This is a genomic window from Clostridium paraputrificum (assembly GCF_900447045.1).
Taxonomy (GTDB): domain Bacteria; phylum Bacillota; class Clostridia; order Clostridiales; family Clostridiaceae; genus Clostridium; species Clostridium paraputrificum.
In genome coordinates this window covers 296725-318650 of sequence record NZ_UAWH01000014.1, presented here as the reverse complement: position 1 = coordinate 318650, position 21926 = coordinate 296725, and the positions used below count along the sequence as shown (strand labels likewise).

The window sequence follows — 21926 nt, the reverse complement described above, 5'->3', positions numbered from 1 at the left end:
ACTCCCTATCTATTAGCTAATTTTTCGTTTTCTAAATTCATTAAATCTACTTTTCTTATGAATGGGAAGTAGATTCCAAATGAGATACATAATATTACAACTTGAGCTACTGCCATTTTCCATCCACCAAGTAAGAATCCTGATATAATTGGAGGGCATGTCCAAGGAACAACAACACCACTAAATGGTGGAACTAAACCAAAGCTAACTGCACAATATAAAAGTATACCTACAACAGTTGGAGTTAATACGAATGGTACTAGTAGGAATGGATTCATTACTATTGGAGTACCAAAAATAACTGGCTCATTTATATTGAATAAACCTGGTACTAATGATAATTTACCTAGTTGTTTACATTGTGTTGACTTTGCAAAGAATGCCATATATAATACAAGACCTAGAGTAATACCTGTACCTGTAAGATTTATGTAAGCAGATGTAAATTGATCTGTAACAATATGAGCTCCATTAGCAATAGTTAATGCATTACCACCATCTATAATTGCTTGGTTTGCAGAAATATTTGAAAGTAATATTGGTAACATAATTCCTGTAACTATAGTTCCTCCATGAACACCGAACCACCATAAAATAGTAGCAATTAAACAATACACTATTACTCCACCTATTGAGTCAGTCATACCTTGTAATGGTGTTTGAATTATTTTATATATAAATTCTACCATTGTTGTATCTAACACAAATTTAAAGAATACATAAACAAACATTGCACCTGTAATTAAAACAGCTCCTGGAATTAATGACGCAAATGAGTTAGCAACACCACTTGGAACTCCTTCAGGCATCTTTATCTTTATACCTTTTTTCATAAACCAAGAATAAACAGCACCAACTACTAAACCAATGATTATAGCTGTTATCATACCTTGTCCATTAGTCCAATCCTTTGATATTACATTAGTAACCTTTGCACCATCTCCATTTACAGCATATGAATTAGTTACAATTAGAAAAACTGCAAATGCAATAACCCCTGCTGATAAAGCCTCATATCCTTCATTCTTAACATAAGAATATGCAACACCAACAACAGCTATTAATGCTATTATATTAAATGTAGCACCATTAATTTGTGCTAATGGATCTGCCCAACCATGGCTATTAATAAAATCTGTAAATGGTTGATATGGAAAATTAGCTATTAATAGAAATATAGACCCTATCATTAATAATGGTAATGTAAATAATATTCCATCCTTTAAAGCTACAATCCCTTTAAGATTAACGAACTTAAGTATATTTGGTATTATTGTATCATTCATAAAATTATTTATTTTTTCTTTCATGTTATTCTCTCCTTTTATCATGAATGTATAATTTTAAAATCATATGTTTTTAAATTAGCTTTTAATGTAGCATAATTTTCTTCATATTTTCTTGTTATTGTAATGATACTTTCTCCATCTAAATCTACGTTTATATCACCATCTAAATTAAACGCTTTATGAGTGTTTCTAAATCTCATAAGCTCTAACAAATCGCCAACTACATTTCTATTAACTTCTTCAGCTACTTCTTCCTTAGTATAGTAGTGACGATTAATATTTCTACCTACTTTTGTTTCTTCTAAAAGCTCTAGATCATTTTTACCTGCAAGCATACCAACATAATAAACTTGAGGTATCCCCGGTGCAAAAAATTGAATTGCTCTTGCTAAAAGATAAGCCTTATCATTATCACCTAATGCCGAATAATATGTGCAATTAAGCTGGTATATATCTAAATTATTATAAGCAGAAGTATTATATATCTTCTTTACATTTGCTCCAAACTTAAATACATCCTCCTTAGTTCTCATTATCTCTTCATCTGGCATTAAGTCCTTTACATCAACTACTCCTATACCATCATGAGTATCTAATGTTGTAAATTGATTTTTAGGACATATATCAAGCCAGTTCTTTAAATAAGTACCATTTCCATAATATAATGCATTTAATAAAAGCATTGGTAGGGCAAAATCATAAACATAATATCCTTTTTCTGCAATCTTTAATTGCATTGAGTAATGTTCATGAATTTCTGGTAAAAGCTTTACATCATATTGCTTTAATATTTCATCGCACTCCTTTAGTAAGTTCCATACCTCCGGTTCGACAAAGAAACAGTTTGTATCTATTTTTTTAGTCGCATATGCAAAGGCATCTAACCTTATCATTGCAGCTCCATTCTTCGCTAAAAACTCAAGGTTTTCTTTAGCAAATTCTTTTCCTTTTTGCGAATCACAATGGATATCAATTTGTTCTTCATCAAAGGTACACCATACTTTTTCTTCTGTACCATCTTTGAAATTTGCCATTACATATGGTGCTCTTGGCTTTCTTTTATAAATCATATCTACTTGTTCTTCAGAAGGACCACCATTCTCAAAAAAATTCTTATATCTTATAAATAAGTCCTTATATTCTGATTCATCTTTTTTGCCTAGAAAATCTTGATAATATTCACTTTGCGCTGAAATATGATTAATCATATAGTCATACATTAGAAAATATTTTTTGCTTAACTCCTCTATATCTTTCCATGTTCCAAAGGCTGGATCTACTTTTTTATAAGTCATTGGAGCAAATCCTCTATCCCCTGATGAAGGAAAGAAAGGTAGTATATGAATTCCGCCGATAGCATCTTTAATATGCTTATCTAAAATCTCTTTTAATTCTGAAAGATTCTTTCCTAGAGAATCAGAATATGTAATTAGCATTATTTTATTCTCTACCTTTTTCATAGCTTCTCCTCTCCTGTATAAATTTCACAATGTCATTATATAATGGTAAAACTTAATTTGTCAGTAAGATTAGGACCATAAAAAATGTAATTGGTTTCAAAGAATTTTATTACAAAGTAAAAAATATATTTTTTTACACAAAAAAAGACCTACAAACACTTGACATTTTTCTTGTAGGTCTTTTATATTAACTTAATTTTTCACTAAATAGTCTTCTTGCTAATGTTTCTATTATATACATAACAGGAATTTGAGTTGTCATATCATTCATATTATGTTTAGTATACGGTACATAATATGAAATATTATGGTTTGATATTTTAGCTAAAGTACAATTTTCTCTATTTGTGATACTAATTATATTACAATTTAAAGATTTTAAAGTATTGACTAATCTAATAGTTTGATCTATTTCGCCTGACACAGATAAAACAATAACAGAACATCCCTCAAATACATTTCCTTCTATTTGAAAATATGGATCATCAATTGCTAAACTAAATTTTCCTGCTCCTGAAAAGTACCTAGCTCCATACTTTCCCAAAGCCCCCGAATTGCCCAATCCAATCCAAATTATCCCTTTAGACTCTCTTATAACATCTACTATATTATGTAACTTATCCTGAAACTCCTTATTTTTGTATTTTTTCAGGCTGTCTACGATTTCATCCAAATCATCTTTTTGACCATTTTCAACCTTCTTATCTAAATATAGCTTAAACTTAACCTTAAATTCTGAATAACCATCACATCCAAGTTTTTTACAAAACCTCAAAATAGTTGTAGTTGATACATGGGCCTCATTAGCAACATCTTTTATTTTCATCTTTATTATTTTATGTGAATTTTCTACTATATAGTTATATACAGAAAGCTCTAGGTCATTTAAGCTTTGAATTACTTCATAACTAAACATACAACCATCTCCTTAATATTTATGATAATATAAAATATTTTAAATTAAAAGAGTTATGGTAATATAAAAGGCTAGTTATTTCTTATATCAATTATTTAGAACAATAAAATAAATGAACTTTAATTTTGATACGTAATATGTAATTTATCTAAATACTCAAATCTCTTAATTTCCCCAGCATCTAAATCTTCTTTATTCATATCTATAGCACTTATTCCATTATTGTTATATGTTGTATAATAATATATACCTTTTTGTTGGCACATACATGAAGTATATAAGGTTATATCATCTAAATTATCACTTATAACAGCACCCTTTGGCATTGCTACATTATTTAACATATGAAAAAATTGACTTATCCCAGTCATTAAATCTTCTGCTTCTGAAAAAGTTGATTTTAAATATGCTATTCTTACAAATCTATCTACTCCTGAAAAGCCTCCTGGTAATCCATTGCTTCCAAGACCTACTCCTAATGGTTTTAATTCTTTATCTCCCCACTTTATAGGTTCTGGTTGAATTGGAGTAGTTTTCATATACTCATTCAAATTAGTCAAATGCCAATCAAATGTTGGGGAATTAGTCATAACTCCAATTGGATTTTCATAAGCTTTTAAACCTTCTTTTGTCTTTTCTATAACTATAGATTTTCCACTTTTATCTGCAACAATCCAATGAAGAGTTGGAAGTGGCGTTTTTTCATCAATTGGAACTGCAACTAATTCTACATTTCTCAATTCTCTAAAAACCTCATCTACAGTTTCAAAATTTGATAGTATCCATATAATCAAATCGTATGGAGCTAAATTATTTTTTCCTGGAACTGTCTTTTCTTCTATGTAAGAATATCCAGGAAAATTAAGGCCTGCACATCCTAGCCCTTTCTCATTAAATGCATCTGCAAATGCTGGATAATCTCCTATAACACTTGCCATACCTAATATTGCATATTTAGTTTTTTTCATATTTCCAGTAACTCTATCTCTATATTCATAATTTCTAGGTACTAATGTAACTGCTTGATTAAAAGAGTATGATAAATCCATATTTCTTCCAAATAAACTATATCCATCTTTTGTTTTTAAAGTTAATGCTGTACACATTTTTAATGCCTCCTAATAAAGCTTTTATTAAAATTACATTAACCTAATTTAGATAATATTATACTAATCCACATAATTACTAGCTTATAGGATTATTTTTTTGTTCCTCAAATAGCTGAATAACATAATTAAAAGAATACTAAATTAAAACTTAGAAGAACTAGATTATATATTTGTAATCTAGTTCTTTTTCATACATTTCTACCTATAAATTTTATTAAATCATCTAATTTGCCACTTCAAATTGACTGTAATAAAGAGATGCATAGAAACCATTTTGTTCTAGAAGACTTTGATGAGTTCCTCTTTCTATAATATCTCCATCTTTAACAACCAAAATCATATCTGCATTTTGAATAGTTGACAATCTATGTGCTATGACAAAACTCGTTTTATCCTTCATAAGTCTTGATAAAGCCTTTTGAATTTCTACTTCTGTCCTTGTATCTACACTTGATGTAGCTTCATCTAATATCATAACTGTAGGATTTGTTAACATAGCACGAGCAATAGTTAAGAGCTGCATTTGTCCTTGAGAAACATTAGATGTTTCACTAGATATTACTGTATCATATCCATGCTCTAGTGTACGAATAAAATGGTCACAGCAAGCAGCTTTTGCAGCAGCTATTATTTCTTCACGAGTAGCATCCATCTTACCATAAGCAATATTTTCAGCTATTGTCCCTTCAAATAGCCATGTATCTTGAAGAACCATCCCAATTTGTCTACGCAATATATTTCTAGGAATCTCATTAATATTAACTCCATCAATTGATATAGCTCCTCCATTTAATTCATAAAAACGCATTATCAAGTTAATTAATGTAGTTTTTCCTCCACCTGTTGGCCCAACAATAGCTACCATTTCATTTGGTTTTACTTCAAGATTTAAATTCTTAATTAAAGTTTTCTCATCTGTATATCCAAACTTTACATTTTTGAAATCTACCTTTCCCTTAGATATAAGATTCTTATCAAATGAGAATTCATTTAACTTATTATCTGCAACCTCTTCTTCTTCATCTAATAACTCAAAAACTCTCTCAGCCCCAGCAATAGCAGATTGTAGAGACATAATAACATAAGAAGCTTGAGTTACAGGCTCAGATACTTGATTTACGTATTGTAAAAACGCTTGAATTCCACCTAATGAAATCTGTCCATTAAGTGTCATTATTCCGCCTACAATAGCTGTTGCTATAAATCCTAATTGATTTAAAAGACGAATAGTTGGATATATAGCAAAATCTATAAACTGAGCCTTTCTATTAGCTTCAAACTGCTTTTTATTAAGCTCAGTCACTTCTTGAATTACATTCTCTTGTTGATTAAATATTTTTACAATAGGATTTCCAGAGTACACTTCTTCAATTTTTCCACTTAATTCACCCATAGCATCAAAATTATATGCATAATAACGTTGACTTAAACTTGATACATAATTTGTTGCAATAGCACTAATTCCAATGAATATAAAAATTAATAAGGATAACTTTAAATTTAATATAAGCATTGAGATAATTGTAAAGATAATTGTAAAACAAGAAGATATAAACTGCATAAAACCGACCTGCATTACTAGGGATACTTTTTCAAGGTCAGTTGTTACTCTACTCATAACATCCCCTTTTTTATGTGAGTCAAAATATTTCAATGGAAGCTTATTTATTTTCTTACTAATATCTTTACGTAATGATAAAGTTAAATTCTCTCCAACACTAGATATTATATATTGCTGGATATAAGTAAGAAAACTATTAACAATAGATATTAGTACCAGCATTAAAACTGGCATAGCTAGTGCCTGCGCCACCATTGATAAAACACTTACAGATTTATCAAAGCTATTAATTGCATTTACTAGATTATTTATAGCTACCCCAACCATAAGTGGAATAACTGCATAAAATATACTGCTAAGTAGTGCTAATACACCTACAATTATTAACTTCTTATTTTGAGTTTTTAATGTTTCCATTAATCTTCTAATAGTTTTCTTTGTATTTTTAGGAATATCCTCACTAAAAACTACTGTTTCTTTCTTTTTATCCTTCTTCATAAAATCAAACCTCCTCTATACTCATCTGACTTTTAGCAATTGCTTGATATACAGAGCAGTTTTTCATTAAGTCAATATGTTTTCCAATGCCAACTAATTTTCCTTCATCTAACACAAGGATTTGATCTGCATCCATAATTGTACTTACTCTCTGTGCAATTATTATCTTAGCTGCATCTCTCATATTTTCTTTAAGTGATTTACGAAGTGCTGAATCTGTCTTTAAATCCAAAGCAGAAAAACTATCATCAAAAATATAAATTGGGACCTTCCTAATTAGAGCTCTTGCAATAGACAAACGTTGCTTCTGCCCACCTGAGAAATTTGATCCACCTTGGGAGACCTCAGACTTTAGCCCAATAGGTAATTTATCTACAAAAGATTTTGATTGAGAAATACTTAATGCTCTCTCCATATCTTCTTTAGTTGCCTCTTTATATCCCATCCTTAAATTATCCTCAATTGTCCCACTAAATAAAAAGGCTTTTTGAGGAACGTAACCAATTGTATCTCTTAATTCCTTTTGAGAAAGACATCTTATATCCACACCATTTATTCGAATTTCTCCTTGATCTATGTCATGTAACCTTAAAATAAGGTTAGCAATAGTACTCTTACCAGAGCCTGTACTTCCAATAATAGCTGTTGTCTCACCTTTATTACATGAAAATGATATATCTCTTATAACAGGTTCCTCTGCCCCCTTATAAAAGAAAGACACATTTTCAAATTCAACCACTGCACAATCGTCCTTTGCACATTTCTTTTCTATATTAAAATCCTGAATCTCTGGATTGATTTCCAAAACTTCCTCTATACGATCAAGGCATGATTTCATTTTAGGAAGAGTAACACTTGTTGTTGTAGCCAATATTAAATAGCTTAATGTAATAATAGAATATTCAGTTACAGCAGTTATCTGGCCAATTTCCATTGACCCCTTCATAGAAAATACTCCACCTACCCAAACTATAATAGCTACGGACACGCCAATCATAAGCCATATTGTAGGATTTAATACAGCAAATATCTTATTTAGCTTTATCATATCTGTAGCATAATTCTTAAAGGCTTTACCTGCTCTATCTTCCTCGTATTCTTCATTTCCAAAAGCACGAATAACACGGATTCCAGTAATAGATTCTCTTATTACTTGATTAATATAATCCAATTTATCCTGAACCCTTTTAGAAATAAATATTGATTTCTTAAGTACTAACCTAGCAAAAACTATAAATATTACTACAGATAAAATAAGTACCAATGCTAAAGTTAAACTAGTATATGTTGTCATAGCTATAGATGCAACAATAATAAGTGGGGCTGGAACTATAAGCTGTAAGACCAACCCAAAAGTCTGTTGCAGATTAGAAATATCTGAAGTTGTACGTGTAATCATAGAAGAAACTCCAATAGTGTCAAAGTCATGAATAGATAACTCCTGACTCTTACGGAAAATCTTATCTCTCATGTAATATCCAAACACTGCAGCAAGGTCAGCAGAATAATAACTTCCTAGTACAGCTGCCACTGTTGTTATTAAAAGAACTAATAGCATTTGGCCACCTATATTAAGAATCTCATTCATATCACCTTTTAAAATTCCATTATCTACAATCCCTGCTATTAGAAATGGAATTAATAATGTCCCTACTGCTTGTCCTAAAAGCATGATTAATGTTATTCCTACTTTGCCTTTTCTTTCTTTTAGGAATAGTTTTAAATACTTCATAGTTTACCTCCATTATGTAAGTAATTTTGATAAAATTTATTTTCAGTGGTATTATAAAGCTTAAAGTAACTTTAATGTCAATAGTAATTTAAAATTTGGAGGTTATTATGAAAGATGGGTCTAATATGCAAATTAAGGAGTTCTCTGCTCTTACAGGTATTAAACGTGAAAATTTAAGATATTATGATCAAATTGGACTGTTGTCACCAGAATTCCGTGGTAAAAATGGCTACCGCTATTATACTAGAAATCAATTAACCACAGCATATTTAATTACCTCTCTTAGGGAAATTGGAATCGGAATTGAAGAAATAAGAAGATATATTGATATACGTACTCCTGAAGAAATGTTCTCCTTATTTAGCTCACAGAAAAAACATATATTAACTGAAATAAAAAAGCTTAAGCGTATATTAGAAGTTATGCAACTTTATGTTGATATGGCAGAGGAAGCTATTAAATATAAAGAAAATAGTATAAATATTGAATACAAAAAGAAAGAACCTATTTTCTTAGGCCCTATAGCTTCTAAAGACTCCTCTAATGGGTCTGCTATTTCATTTTATAATTTCGCTTATGAAAATGGAATTGATATAGGTTATCCCCTTGGTGCTATTATTAGTAAGGAAGACATTGAAGCAGGAACTCCTTTATATGTAACTCAATATTACTTTAAAGCTATAAATGAACAAAATTCATATAAGCCTGAAGGTAAGTATGCAGTTTTCTATGGAAGATGTGCTTATGGAGAATCTGATGATCTTTATGAAAAATTATATGAGTTTATAAAAGAAAATAATTTACGCATATGTAGTGATGCCTATGAGGAATATCCCCTAAATGAACTTTCAACAAAAGATGAAAATCAATACTGTGTTAAGATAGAAATAATGGTAGAAGATACTTAATTTAAATACTTAAGGAGTTCTAATAAAAAGGAAAATTAAATTTGTGAAAATAAAAAACTGTACTACTAAAAGTACAGTTTTTTTCTATGGTGGAGGCGACGGGTGTCGAACCCGTGTCCGAAAGCAGACCAGCCTGACTTTCTACGAGCGTAGTTTGTGATTAAAATTTCGGTCATGAGTTAGCTCACAAACAAACTCCTCACTCCCTAGCTTCATAAATACCCCTCTAGCTCAAAGCTTTGCTAGACTTCGTTTCCTACTTTATGACACCAGCTACCCAAGACGTAGGCATCCTGGACTGATGAGCGGCTATATTAAGCTGCTAATGCAAAATTATCTTCTGCGTTTATCTTTAATGCATACTTGATTAACGAGGGAACATGCTTACCTCGGCTCGCTTATCAAACCCATCTTACCCCCGTCGAAGCCAAAACGCCCCCATGTTGATAAGAAGAACTTTCAAAACAAATTGCAATATTTAGTTTTTAATTTCTTCAGTGAATTCATTATATAATATAAAAAATTCACTGTCAATGTGACGGCCCTCTGAAATAATTGCCACGTATAAATATGATTTTTTGAAAATAATTCTATAAATAAAAGAGAATACTACTACTGAACTTATTAAACAAAGGAGAAAAATTTATGGAGATTTGGATCAGCGATGTGTTATCGGTAATAAAAGAAAAAAGATTAACCTTACGAACTGTTCTTCTAGTTTTAATTCTCATGTACATCTTAGCATCTGCTTTATTTTTAATCACAGGAGAATCAACTTCAGTAGAATACCAACCATTTTATAACTTCACTATAGAAAATATATAAAAATTTATTTAAAAACTCTCTCTATAGCTTCCAAAATTTTTTTGAAGCTATTTTTTTATTTTATAAAATAATTCATAGCTCCACCAACTCCTCCCTCAATCTGCATTTTTGCTATGTATTTATATATTGTTATATTTATATATTGTTATATTTATTAGAATTTTTATTATAAAAGAATTTTTCTAAGATTTATTATTTATATTAATAATATTATTTTTATTTTTAATTTAACTAAAAAAAGAAACGCTAACGAAGCAAAGTTTCATCCTCATCTTTATTATCATTTTCATCCTTATTATCTTCCTAACCCCGCATTTTTCCTATAACTTTTTAACTTCTTATCTTTTTAACTTCTTAACTTTCTGCTCTTATATCATAACAGTAAATAAAATCCAAATAAAAATTTTAAATTAATCACTCTCACTCTTCTCTCATAAACTTAAGTTAAAATCAAAACTTCTCTCTTACAAATAAAACTTTCATATTACCACTGCCGATCTATATATTTCAAAAACTCTAACGACAGCAGAGTTTCCTCTTCAACTTTATTATCTCTTTTATCCTGGCTATCTTTTTTATCTTACCTCGTACCTTAGCTCTCACAAACTCAACTTAAAATCAAAATCCTATTCCCACAAATAAAACTTTCATAATTACCACTTCCGATCTATATATTCCAGAAACTCTAGCGATAGCAGAGTTTCCTCTTCAACTTTATTATCTCTTTTATCCTGATTATCTTTTTTATCTTACCTCGTACCTTCGCTCTCACAAACTCAACTTAAAATCAAAACCCTATTTCCACAAATAAAACTTTCATATTACCACTTCCAATCTATATATTCCAGAAACTCTAGCGACAGCAGAGTTTCCTCTTCAACTTTATTATCTCTTTTATCCCGATTATCTTTTTTATCTTACCTCGTACCTTCGCTCTCACAAACTCAACTTAAAATCAAAATCCTATTCCCACAAATAAAACTTTCATAATTACCACTGCCGATCTATATATTTCAAAAACTCTAACGACAGCAGAGTTTCCTCTTCAACTTTATTATCTCTTTTATCCTGGCTATCTTTTTTATCTTACCTCGTACCTTAGCTCTCACAAACTCAACTTAAAATCAAAATCCTATTCCCACAAATAAAACTTTCATAATTACCACTTCCGATCTATATATTCCAGAAACTCTAGCGATAGCAGAGTTTCCTCTTCAACTTTATTATCTCTTTTATCCTGATTATCTTTTTTATCTTACCTCGTACCTTCGCTCTCACAAACTCAACTTAAAATCAAAACCCTATTTCCACAAATAAAACTTTCATATTACCACTTCCAATCTATATATTCCAGAAACTCTAGCGACAGCAGAGTTTCCTCTTCAACTTTATTATCTCTTTTATCCCGATTATCTTTTTTATCTTACCTCGTACCTTCGCTCTCACAAACTCAACTTAAAATCAAAATCCTATTCCCACAAATAAAACTTTCATAATTACCACTGCCGATCTATATATTTCAAAAACTCTAACGACAGCAGAGTTTCCTCTTCAACTTTATTATCTCTTTTATCCTGGCTATCTTTTTTATCTTACCTCGTACCTTAGCTCTCACAAACTCAACTTAAAATCAAAATCCTATTCCCACAAATAAAACTTTCATAATTACCACTGCCGATCTATATATTCCAGAAACTCTAGCGATAGCAGAGTTTCCTCTTCAACTTTATTATCTCTTTTATCCTGATTATCCTTTTTACCTTTTTACCTCCTTACTTTACTACAAAAAAAGGCAGAGAAATTACCAAGCAATTTCTCCACCTTATCTCTCTTACTCACAGAGTACCCTCATATTACTAAATCATAGATTTAGATATTCAGGCATCTTTATTCTCTTCTTTTATCCTAACTAATATCTGCCACTATTTTTAATAGCTCTATCCATATCTCTCTTAGCAGCTTTTTCTAGCATAGAATCTCTCTTATCATAATTCTTCTTACCTTTACAAACCCCAAGAGCAACCTTAACTCTACCATTCTTTAGATAAAGTGATAATGGAATTAAAGTATATCCATCCCTTTGAACTAATCCTTGAAGTCTAAAAATTTCTTCCTTATGAAGTAATAACTTTCTATTTCTCATAGGATCAACATTAAAAATGTTTCCTTGTTCATATGGGCTTACATGCATTTGCTTTATAAGAATTTCACCATTCTCTATATCTGCATAGCTATCCTTTAAATTACACTTACCTCCTCTAATTGATTTAACTTCTGTACCAACTAGAGCTAATCCTGCCTCCATAGTTTCTTCAATAAAGTAGTCATGACGTGCTTTTCTATTTTCAGCTAAGGAATTACTATTCTTTTTTCTTACCAAATTTCTCACCTACTTAGCTTTTATTTTTTTTATAAATTATAATATATTATCATCTGTTTCTTCAACGTCTTCCTCTTTAAGTTCTTGCTTAACTTCAGATATTTTTTCAGCTAATTCTTTGCTAGCCTTAATTTCTTCCCTAATATATTCATCTTCTACCATATCAAAATATATTTCACGGTTTGGAATATCTACCTTGCTACATCTAACCTTAACAAAATCACCTAATCTATAAATCTTCTTAGTTCTTTCACCCATTAAGCATAAATGATTTTCATCATAAATATAGTAATCATCATCTAAAGCTGTTATATGAATTAGTCCTTCAATTGTGTTAGGTAATTCTACAAACATACCAAAAGAAGTAACTGAAGATACAATACCTTCAAACTCTTCTCCAATTCTATCTAACATATATTCAGCCTTCTTAAGGTCGTCAACTTCTCTTTCTGCCTCTGTTGCAATATTTTCTGTTTCACTAGATTGTCTTGCTGCATAATCAACAAGAGCTGTTAACTTCTTACTTCTATCATCATCTATCTTACCATTTATAAATTCCTTAATTATTCTATGAATTTGTAAATCTGGATATCTTCTAATTGGCGAAGTAAAGTGGCAATAATACTTAGCTGCAAGACCAAAGTGCCCTACACATTCAGGAGAATATTTTGCTCTCATCATGCTTCTTAAAAGTAAAGTACTTACAACTGTTTCTTCTTTCTTACCCCTTACCTTTTCTAAAATTTCTTGAAGATTTCTAGGTTTAACCTCTCCATTCCATTTAACAATATAGCCTAGGTTATATATAAATTCTCTAAACTTTTCAAGCTTTTCTTCATCTGGATCTTCATGAATTCTATAAACAAATGGTAAGTGACTCCAGAACATATGCTCAGCCACTGTTTCATTACACACAAGCATAAATTCTTCTATTATTCTATTTGCTATTTCTCTTTCATAAGGCTTAATATCAATAGGCTTACCAAATTCATTTAATATAATTTTAGATTCCTCAAACTCAAAATCTATAGCCCCTCTTTTTGTTCTCTTCTTATATAAAATATTACAAAGTTCTTCCATTGCTTTAAAATCATCTAAAAGATAGTCATATCTCTTACTTAGCTCTGGATCATTATCCTTAAGTATCTTAGTTACATCTGTATAAGTCATTCTTTCATTTGTTCTTATTACAGATTCAACAATTTCATGGTCTAAAACCTTACCACTACCATCTATGACCATGATACAAGAAAGTGTTAATCTATCTACCTTAGGATTTAATGAACAAATACCATTAGATAACTTCTTAGGAAGCATAGGTATAACTCTATCTATTAAGTATACTGATGTACCTCTCTTTAAAGCTTCCTTATCTAAAGGATTCTTTTCTCTAACATAATGAGATACGTCTGCTATATGAACCCCTAATCTGTATCTTCCATTATCAAGTCTTTCTATAGAAACTGCATCGTCTAAATCCTTAGCATCTTCTCCATCAATAGTTACCATTCTAACATCTCTAAGATCTTTTCTTCTCTTATATTCTTTTAAAGGTATTTCCTCGTCAATACCTGCTGTAAAAGCTTGAACCTTAGGTGGGAACTCTTCTGGAAGACCATACTTTTTAATTATAGTTAGAATATCTAACCCCTTATCACCCTTTTGTCCAAGCACTTCTTTAACTACACCTTCAGGACTTCTTCTCTTCTCTGGCCACTTAGTAATTTCTACAACTACAACATCTCCGTCTTTAGCACCATTTCTGTCCTTTTTAGATATAAATATATCTTGGCTAATCCTTGTATCTTCTGCAATTACAAATCCAAAGTTTTTGCTGTCTTCATATACACCAATAATCTTTGTATTACCTCTTTCTAGAATTTGAATTACTTCTCCTTCTCTCTTCTTTCCGTTCTTATCTTCCCTAGTAATTTGTACAAGTATTCTATCTCCATTCATAGCTCCATTTATAAAAGAACTTGGAATAAAAACATCCTTTTCTCCCTCTACTTCTGGAATTAAGAAACCAAATCCTTTAGCATGAGCTTGTAGTTTACCTGTAATAAGTCCTAATCTTTCTGGAAGCGCAAACTTATCTTTTTTAGTTCTAAAAATAAGCCCTTCCTTCTCCATTGTTTTTAATGTCTTTTTAAATGCTCTATATTCATCAGGATTAATGTCAAAAACTGAAACTAGTTCTTGAATATCCATCGGTCTATATGCTTCTTCACGCATGAATTCTAATAATGTATCTTTTATTCCCATTATTACCTCCTATATATTTGAATAATATTTCATTAATTATATTTCCCATTCTAAAAATAACTAATCTATTTATTATATTACCATATTGCACTACTTTAGGATACTTTCATATATTCTACTACATTCTTTATTTTGTGACATTTGCTTTCTAAATATTATTCATGAGTAATATTTTACAATCATATTTTAAAAGTTTTTGTCAACTTTTTGTGAACGATTTGTAACTTTTCTTATTGATAGCATTCCCATTAAATGGATATAATTGTATTTGTATTTACATTTTGTGGGAGGTAAATTTATGAAAAGAAAATTTTTATCATTAATTCTTGCAGCAGCTCTTACAACCTCATTAGTAATAATGCCTGTTGTTTCTACAAGTGCTGCTGAAGAAAAATCCAATTCAATTTTGACTTTATACAGCGATACTGAAGATTACAAAATTTCTAATGATTCTTTATTAGTTAATGCAATTCGTGGTGGTCAATTTACTATTATGACCACTGGAGGAGACCCAACAAATGATAATGATAATGACGTCAGATTATTGTTTGGATATACAAATGCTGAAGTTCTAAAAGTAGGTGATGATTTAGAGGTATTAACCACAGGTGACTTAGGTGAATATACTGGAAGCTGGCAAAATACTTCAAAAAGCGGAAATTCTATAAAATCTTCATATCAATCTGATAAAGGCATTAAAGTAGATCGTAATTTAGGCTTAGCTAAGAGTCCAGGATCTTCTTATGAAGACTCTACTGCTATGACTTATACTTTCACTAATACTAGTAATGAAGCTAAAACTTTCTCATTTAAAACAATGCTTGATACTTATGTTGGTACAAATGATCGTGCACCTTTTAATGTTCCTGGTGTAGGAAGCTTTGATACAGGAAAAGAACTTACTGGTACTCAAGTTCCAAATTATTGGTTTGCTTATGATAATTTAGAAAATCCTTCAGCTGTAGCTAAATATACTTTTTCAAGAGATTCAAAACCAACTAAAGTTCAATTTACTAATTGGTTAGCTGATGATGCAAGCAATATATGGAATAATGAAATAAACGAAGATTACCACAATGGGGATAGTTGTGTAGTTATGTATTGGGAAGATATAACTATTCAACCTGGCGAAACTAAAACTATTACAAGTAACTATGGAGCATCTTCTTTAAATTCTCAAGTTAATAGTGATATATCTGTATCTGTTTTAAATAATAATACTATAGAAGCAAATGAAGATGGAACTTATCCAACTTACGAAACAACTGCAACTGTAAAAAATAGTGGTGATATTCCATTAAATAATGTTGTTTCAACCGTTGAAATTCCAGAAGAATATAGAGATTTATTATCTATTGTAGGAGATGCTACACATAATATAGGAACTTTAGCACCTGAGCAAAGTGCTAATTCAGATATCCAATTAAAAGTCGCTGAAGGCAACTATTATGATGATATAAATGCTTATTTTAATGTAATTGTTAAATCTGATTCTACAGAAACTAAGATTGTAAAACAAAACCTTACTATAAAGGCTAATGCTGAACGTAGTATTTCAGCTTCTTTAGCTGGCGGAGAAAATGTATCTATTAATCCAAATGAAGATAATGAATATAACCCATATAAAGTTGATGTAACAATAAATAATAATGCTGAAGAAGATCCTGATTTTAATAATGAACCAAACGTTCATGTTGACTTAGAAATCCCAGAAGAATTTAAGGATGACTTAACTTTATTACCACTTCCAGTTATGGGTGAAGAAGGTGAAAGTGAAGAAGACTCATTAAATCACTTTATTCCAGTAGCTCCAGGTTATGGTGCTGGAGATGGATGGAACTTAGCTATAAAACCTAGCTATGAAGATAGAGTTATAACCTATAATGTTAAGGTTACTTATGGTGATGAAGCTCCAATAGTATTAACTCAAACATTAACTATTAAAGGATTAACTCCTCTACCAACACCAGAAGTTCCAGAAACTCCTGTTACACCTGAAGTTAAACCATCTGAACCAGTTAAAACTGGAGACCCTTCAAACATTGCAGGGCTTTTAATAGCATCTATGACTTCATTAGGTGGCGTAGTAGCATTAAGAAAGAAATATAGACCAAAACATTAGTTTAAAATAAGAAAAAAAATTTAAATAATAAAGATAATAAGGATGTAGTTTAATTACTAAATCCTTATTATCTTTTTCTATTTTTTAACCAATATAATTATTTAATTAGATTAAGAAGTATTCCTCCATACTTAATGATAAGTGGTGCAAATACTAATGAAACTATTGTCATAAGCTTAATTAATATATTCATGGATGGACCTGATGTATCCTTAAATGGGTCTCCAACCGTATCTCCTACTACACCTGCTTTATGAGCTTCACTTCCCTTACCTCCATGAGCTCCACCCTCTATATATTTCTTTGCATTATCCCAAGCTCCACCTGCATTTGACATCATAATAGCCATTAGAACACCTGTAACTACTCCCCCAGCAATAAGCCCAGCTAATGCTTCTGCTCCAAGAAGAAGACCAACACCTATTGGAATTACTATTGCTAATATTCCAGGTAAAACCATTTCCCTTAATGCAGCTTGAGTTGATATCTCAACACATCTTGAATAATCTGGCTTTTCTGTTCCTTCTAATATGCCTCTCTTTTCCTTAAACTGTCTTCTTACCTCTTCAACCATTTGAGTTGCTGCTTTTCCTACAGAAGACATTGTTAATGCCCCAAATAAGAAAGGTAGCATTCCACCAATAAATACTCCTACTAATGTTGTTGGTTCTAAAAGATTAATTTTTTCTAAGTTAACAGCTTGAGCATATGATGCAAATAGAGCTAGGGCTGTAAGTGCTGCTGAACCAATAGCAAACCCCTTGCCAATTGCTGCTGTTGTATTTCCTACAGAGTCCAATTTATCAGTAATCTCTCTTACCTCTGGATCTAGATTTGCCATTTCAGCAATTCCTCCAGCGTTATCAGAAATTGGTCCATATGCATCAACTGCTACTGTAATAGCTGTTGTTGATAGCATACCTACTGCTGAAAGGGCAATACCATAAAGGCCTACTTTAGCATCTGACGCTCCTCCTACACCAAAGTAAGCTACTAGGATTCCAATTGCAATTAATATTATTGGAATAACTGTTGATTTCATTCCTACTGATAATCCTGAAATAATGTTAGTTGCTGCTCCTGTTTCTGATTCATCAGCAATAAGTTTTACTGACTTATAATCTGAGGATGTATAAACTTCAGTTATCTTACCTATTATCATTCCAACAGCCAGTCCAGCTATTACCGGAATAAATAGTTTTAGTGAGTTAAACATAGAATAACAAGCTATTGCTCCAAATATAACCACTAGTATTCCTGATATTGTACTACCTGTATTTAATATTTTCTGAGGGTTATTACCCTTTATATTTTTAACAAATAATATTCCTATAATAGAAGCTATAATTCCAAGCCCTGATAATATCATAGGATATATTGCTCCATCTCTTCCTGATACATTGGTTAATAATGACCCTAAGGTAATTGCAGATATTATAGAACCTACATATGATTCAAAAAGATCTGCTCCCATACCAGCAACATCCCCTACATTATCTCCTACATTATCGGCTATAACAGCAGGATTTCTTGGGTCATCTTCCGGTATACCAGCTTCAACTTTTCCCACTAAGTCAGCTCCAACATCAGCAGCCTTAGTATAAATGCCTCCCCCTACTCTTGCAAATAAAGCTATTGAGGATGCTCCAAGTCCAAAACCCGTTATATATTCTGTATTTAAATCAAAAATAATTGTAAGTAATCCTAATCCAAAAAGTCCTAGTCCAACAACAGATAAGCCCATAACTGTTCCACCTGAAAAAGCTACAGACAAAGCATCTTTAATTCCTGTTTTTGCTGCTTGTGCTGTTCTAACATTAGCTTTTACTGCAACTCTCATTCCAACATAACCTGCTAAAATAGAGAATACTGCTCCTATTAAAAACGCCACTGCAGTTTGCACTTTAAGGAATATTGCTATAGTAAGGCCAACCACTACTATGAAAACAGCTAAATATCTATACTCTTTCTTTAAAAAAGCCATAGCTCCCTCTTCAATATGTCCAGCTATTTCCTGCATTTCATTGTCCCCTGGATCCTTTTTAACAATTCCTTTTATAATGAAAATATTTCCTAGTAGAGCTGCTATACCACAAAGTGCAGATATTATTAATAAGTTCACTTTATCATCTCCTTAATAAAAATTAGCAGTCCATTATTATCTCACTATATGCTATTCATCTTCTCCATAAAAGAGTCACAAGAAGATTAGGAAATTTTATTTTAAAGCAAAAAAATAAACAGCTACATAAATAGCTGTTAATTTATCTTATTTATATTATGTTTAATACTAAAGTAGTAGCTGCAAAAAGAACCATTGAAATAACTGTTAATCTTTCTAACATTACTTCCTTTGTTCTTACTTTATTTTTAGCATAGAAAGTTTCATTTTTGCTTCCTTGTACTAATCCACTTAAAGCATCTGATTTACTTGGTTGCATTAATATAGATACAATAACTATTAATCCTAATATAACTTCTACAACTAATAATGCAGTTTTCATAGGAACACCTCCTGCTTAGTAAGCCTAATAAATACATATTACAATAAAATTATCATATCACACTATGCATTTTTTTACAAATATTTTTAAAGAAGTTTTCTTAAATAATAGCATAAAAAAAGTAATAGAAGTAATAATTAACCACTTCTATTACTGATTTTAATCTTTTTAAACTATTTAATATTAAAGAAGGCTTTTCTTCCTCTAAATTCAGCTACATCTTCTAATTCTTCTTCAATTCTAATTAATTGATTGTACTTAGCAACTCTTTCAGATCTTGCTGGTGCCCCAGTCTTAATTTGACCTGCATTAACTCCTACAACTAAATCAGCTATTGTTGTATCTTCAGTTTCACCAGATCTATGAGAAACTACTGCAGTCATTCCTGCTCTATTAGCCATTTCAATAGCATTTAAAGTTTCAGTTAATGTACCTATTTGATTTAATTTAATAAGAATTGAGTTAGCTACTCCCTTTTCAATTCCCATTTCTAATCTTTCAGTGTTAGTTACAAATAAGTCATCTCCAACTAATTGAACCTTCTTACCTAATCTTTCAGTAAGTAACTTCCATCCTTCCCAATCTTCTTCTGCCATACCATCTTCAATTGAGATTATTGGATACTTGTTAACCCAATCTTCTAAGAAGTCTACCATTTCTTCAGCAGTTAAAGTCTTTCCTTCGTTTTCTAAAACGTACTTTCCATCTTTGTAGTATTCAGAAGAAGCTGCATCAATTGCAATGAACATATCTTCTCCAGGCTTATAACCTGCTTTAGTTATAGCTTCTATTATAACATCTATAGCCTCTGCATTTGATTTTAGGTTAGGAGCGAACCCACCTTCATCACCAATTGCAGTTGAATATCCTTTTTCATGTAAAGTCTTTTTAAGAGTATGATATACTGTAGCACACATTCTCATAGCATCTGAGAAAGTCTTAGCCCCTACTGGCATAACCATAAATTCTTGTAAATCAACTGAGTTATCTGCATGAGAACCACCATTTATAATGTTCATCATTGGAACTGGTAATACCTTAGCGTTAACTCCACCGATATATTGATATAAAGGTAATCCTAAAGAATTAGCAGCTGCTTGTGCACATGCTAAAGATACACCTAAAATAGCATTAGCTCCAAGTTTTCCTTTGTTTGGAGTACCATCTAATTCAATCATTGTTTTATCAATATATGTTTGGTCAAATACATTACAACCTATTAATTCTTCAGCGATAGTTTCATTTACATTTCTTACAGCCTTTTCAACGCTCTTTCCTAGATAGTTGTCTTTATCGCCATCTCTTAGTTCTACAGCCTCATATATACCAGTTGAAGCCCCTGAAGGTACAGCTGCTCTTCCTACAGTACCATCGTCTAAATAAACTTCAACTTCAACTGTTGGGAAACATCTAGAATCTAGAATTTGTCTTCCAACAATATCAACGATCTCAACATAACTTTTCATAACTCTTCCTCCTTAAAAACTTATATATTTCTAATATTTGTTAGTTCAAGTAACAAGAATAGTATTTACTAAATATTATTCTTATATTCATAAAATTAATTAAGAGGGCCTCAAAATAACTCACTTTTACTTTGACTCCCTCTTGTAAAAACTATAAGTATAAATCTTCATCATCTCTTTGGTATTTCTCTTTTTGACTTTCTTTTTGCCAATACTTATCAAACTTATTCTTCCATTCCTTAGCTTTCTTCTTATCAATCTTTTCCATATACTTTATGAAATCATCTAAAACTTCAAGCTTTAAAAAACCTTTCATTAAATGTCTTGGAAAATTCACTTTTCTTTTATAACACTTTTTAGGGTCAATAAGCATTATTGTACAATCATCTTTTACATATACATCTTTGCATCTTGTGTCTATTTTAGAGAAGTCTAACCTTTTAAATTCTTTTATTAGCTTATAGATATTTCTTGTTAGTTCTAAGTTTAGCCCGTTTTTCTTTATGTATTTATCAAGCTGAATCCCCTCTACCATTTCTCTTACAATATATAATTTGCCTATCTTATATATTCTAGGAAAGTATTTAGACCCGTTAGTCCTTGAAAGAGTATATGATTCGTCACTACAGACCTTTTCTTCAACAAAAATTTTTATTACCTTATTCTCAGGCAACTTATACACAACCCCATTATTTCCTTGTCCTAAGAATATAGCTTCTCTAAATAACTCTTCTGTTTTATCATCAAAGCTTGCTGAATAACAATGATATTTTTTCATAGAATCTACCTTTATATTATTTTGATATATTTATATGTTTAATAATCACATAATATGAAAAAACAAAATACCATTAACTTAATTATTACTAATTTGTAATTCTTGTATTAATC

At 30.8% G+C, this 21926-nt stretch carries 15 protein-coding genes and 1 other RNA gene; 3 read left to right on the top strand and 13 right to left on the bottom strand.

From position 1 onward, the window contains the following. Window positions 1-5: 5 nt before the first annotated feature. The 6 genes from DR024_RS06600 to DR024_RS06575 form a co-directional block, all read right to left on the bottom strand. Window positions 6-1310, bottom strand: a complete 1305-nt coding sequence (locus DR024_RS06600) for a PTS sugar transporter subunit IIC (RefSeq protein ID WP_049179298.1) — start codon at window positions 1308-1310, stop codon at window positions 6-8. Window positions 1311-1327: 17 nt separating this feature from the next. Further along, a complete protein-coding gene (gene gtfA, locus DR024_RS06595) occupies window positions 1328-2749 on the bottom strand; it encodes a sucrose phosphorylase (RefSeq protein WP_099328982.1) in 1422 nt (473 codons plus the stop codon). A 187-nt stretch (window positions 2750-2936) separates the two neighbouring features. Beyond that, a complete protein-coding gene (locus DR024_RS06590) occupies window positions 2937-3665 on the bottom strand; it encodes a MurR/RpiR family transcriptional regulator (protein WP_049179296.1) in 729 nt (242 codons plus the stop codon). A gap of 119 nt (window positions 3666-3784) precedes the next feature. Then, the gene (gene bsh, locus DR024_RS06585; RefSeq protein WP_049179295.1) at window positions 3785-4771 is read right to left on the bottom strand and encodes a choloylglycine hydrolase; all 987 of its coding nucleotides are present in this window, start codon (window positions 4769-4771) and stop codon (window positions 3785-3787) included. A 226-nt stretch (window positions 4772-4997) separates the two neighbouring features. Continuing rightward, window positions 4998-6833, bottom strand: coding sequence for an ABC transporter ATP-binding protein (locus DR024_RS06580; protein WP_049179294.1), 1836 nt, complete (start codon window positions 6831-6833; stop codon window positions 4998-5000). Window positions 6834-6837: 4 nt separating this feature from the next. Then, window positions 6838-8565, bottom strand: coding sequence for an ABC transporter ATP-binding protein (locus DR024_RS06575; protein ID WP_049179293.1), 1728 nt, complete (start codon window positions 8563-8565; stop codon window positions 6838-6840). Between the two features lie 107 nt (window positions 8566-8672). Here DR024_RS06575 and DR024_RS06570 point away from each other — a divergent pair, with 107 nt between their 5' ends. After that, the gene (locus DR024_RS06570; RefSeq protein ID WP_049179292.1) at window positions 8673-9473 is read left to right on the top strand and encodes a MerR family transcriptional regulator; all 801 of its coding nucleotides are present in this window, start codon (window positions 8673-8675) and stop codon (window positions 9471-9473) included. Between the two features lie 87 nt (window positions 9474-9560). Here the strand turns inward: DR024_RS06570 and ssrA are convergent. Continuing rightward, window positions 9561-9913, bottom strand: a transfer-messenger RNA (tmRNA) gene (ssrA, locus tag DR024_RS06565). Between the two features lie 205 nt (window positions 9914-10118). On the opposite strand from ssrA, the gene DR024_RS06560 reads away from it, so the two are divergent. Next, window positions 10119-10298 (top strand): hypothetical protein, encoded by a 180-nt coding sequence (locus DR024_RS06560; RefSeq protein WP_027098729.1) that lies wholly within the window; start codon window positions 10119-10121, stop codon window positions 10296-10298. Window positions 10299-12207: 1909 nt separating this feature from the next. Here the strand turns inward: DR024_RS06560 and smpB are convergent. Together smpB and rnr are read right to left on the bottom strand one after the other, a co-directional pair. Continuing rightward, entirely contained in the window at window positions 12208-12678 is a 471-nt protein-coding gene (gene smpB, locus DR024_RS06555) for an SsrA-binding protein SmpB (protein WP_027098730.1), read from the bottom strand. 36 nt (window positions 12679-12714) lie between these two features. Next, complete coding sequence (rnr, locus tag DR024_RS06550) at window positions 12715-14943, bottom strand: ribonuclease R (RefSeq protein WP_111918366.1); 2229 nt, start codon at window positions 14941-14943, stop codon at window positions 12715-12717. Window positions 14944-15241: 298 nt separating this feature from the next. Here rnr and DR024_RS06545 point away from each other — a divergent pair, with 298 nt between their 5' ends. Further along, window positions 15242-17065: a COG1361 family protein gene (locus DR024_RS06545; protein ID WP_111918364.1), complete on the top strand. Its 1824-nt coding sequence runs from the start codon at window positions 15242-15244 to the stop codon at window positions 17063-17065. 97 nt (window positions 17066-17162) lie between these two features. Here DR024_RS06545 and DR024_RS06540 read toward each other — a convergent pair whose 3' ends face one another. The 4 genes from DR024_RS06540 to DR024_RS06525 form a co-directional block, all read right to left on the bottom strand. Beyond that, a complete protein-coding gene (locus DR024_RS06540; protein ID WP_111918362.1) occupies window positions 17163-19187 on the bottom strand; it encodes a sodium-translocating pyrophosphatase in 2025 nt (674 codons plus the stop codon). Between the two features lie 151 nt (window positions 19188-19338). Continuing rightward, window positions 19339-19569, bottom strand: coding sequence for a preprotein translocase subunit SecG (gene secG, locus DR024_RS06535; protein WP_049178285.1), 231 nt, complete (start codon window positions 19567-19569; stop codon window positions 19339-19341). 173 nt (window positions 19570-19742) lie between these two features. Continuing rightward, on the bottom strand, window positions 19743-21035 hold the full coding sequence (gene eno / locus DR024_RS06530) for a phosphopyruvate hydratase (protein ID WP_099328980.1): 1293 nt from the start codon (window positions 21033-21035) through the stop codon (window positions 19743-19745). Between the two features lie 151 nt (window positions 21036-21186). Next, window positions 21187-21813, bottom strand: coding sequence for a hypothetical protein (locus DR024_RS06525; RefSeq protein WP_049178908.1), 627 nt, complete (start codon window positions 21811-21813; stop codon window positions 21187-21189). Between the last annotated feature and the right edge of the window lie 113 nt (window positions 21814-21926).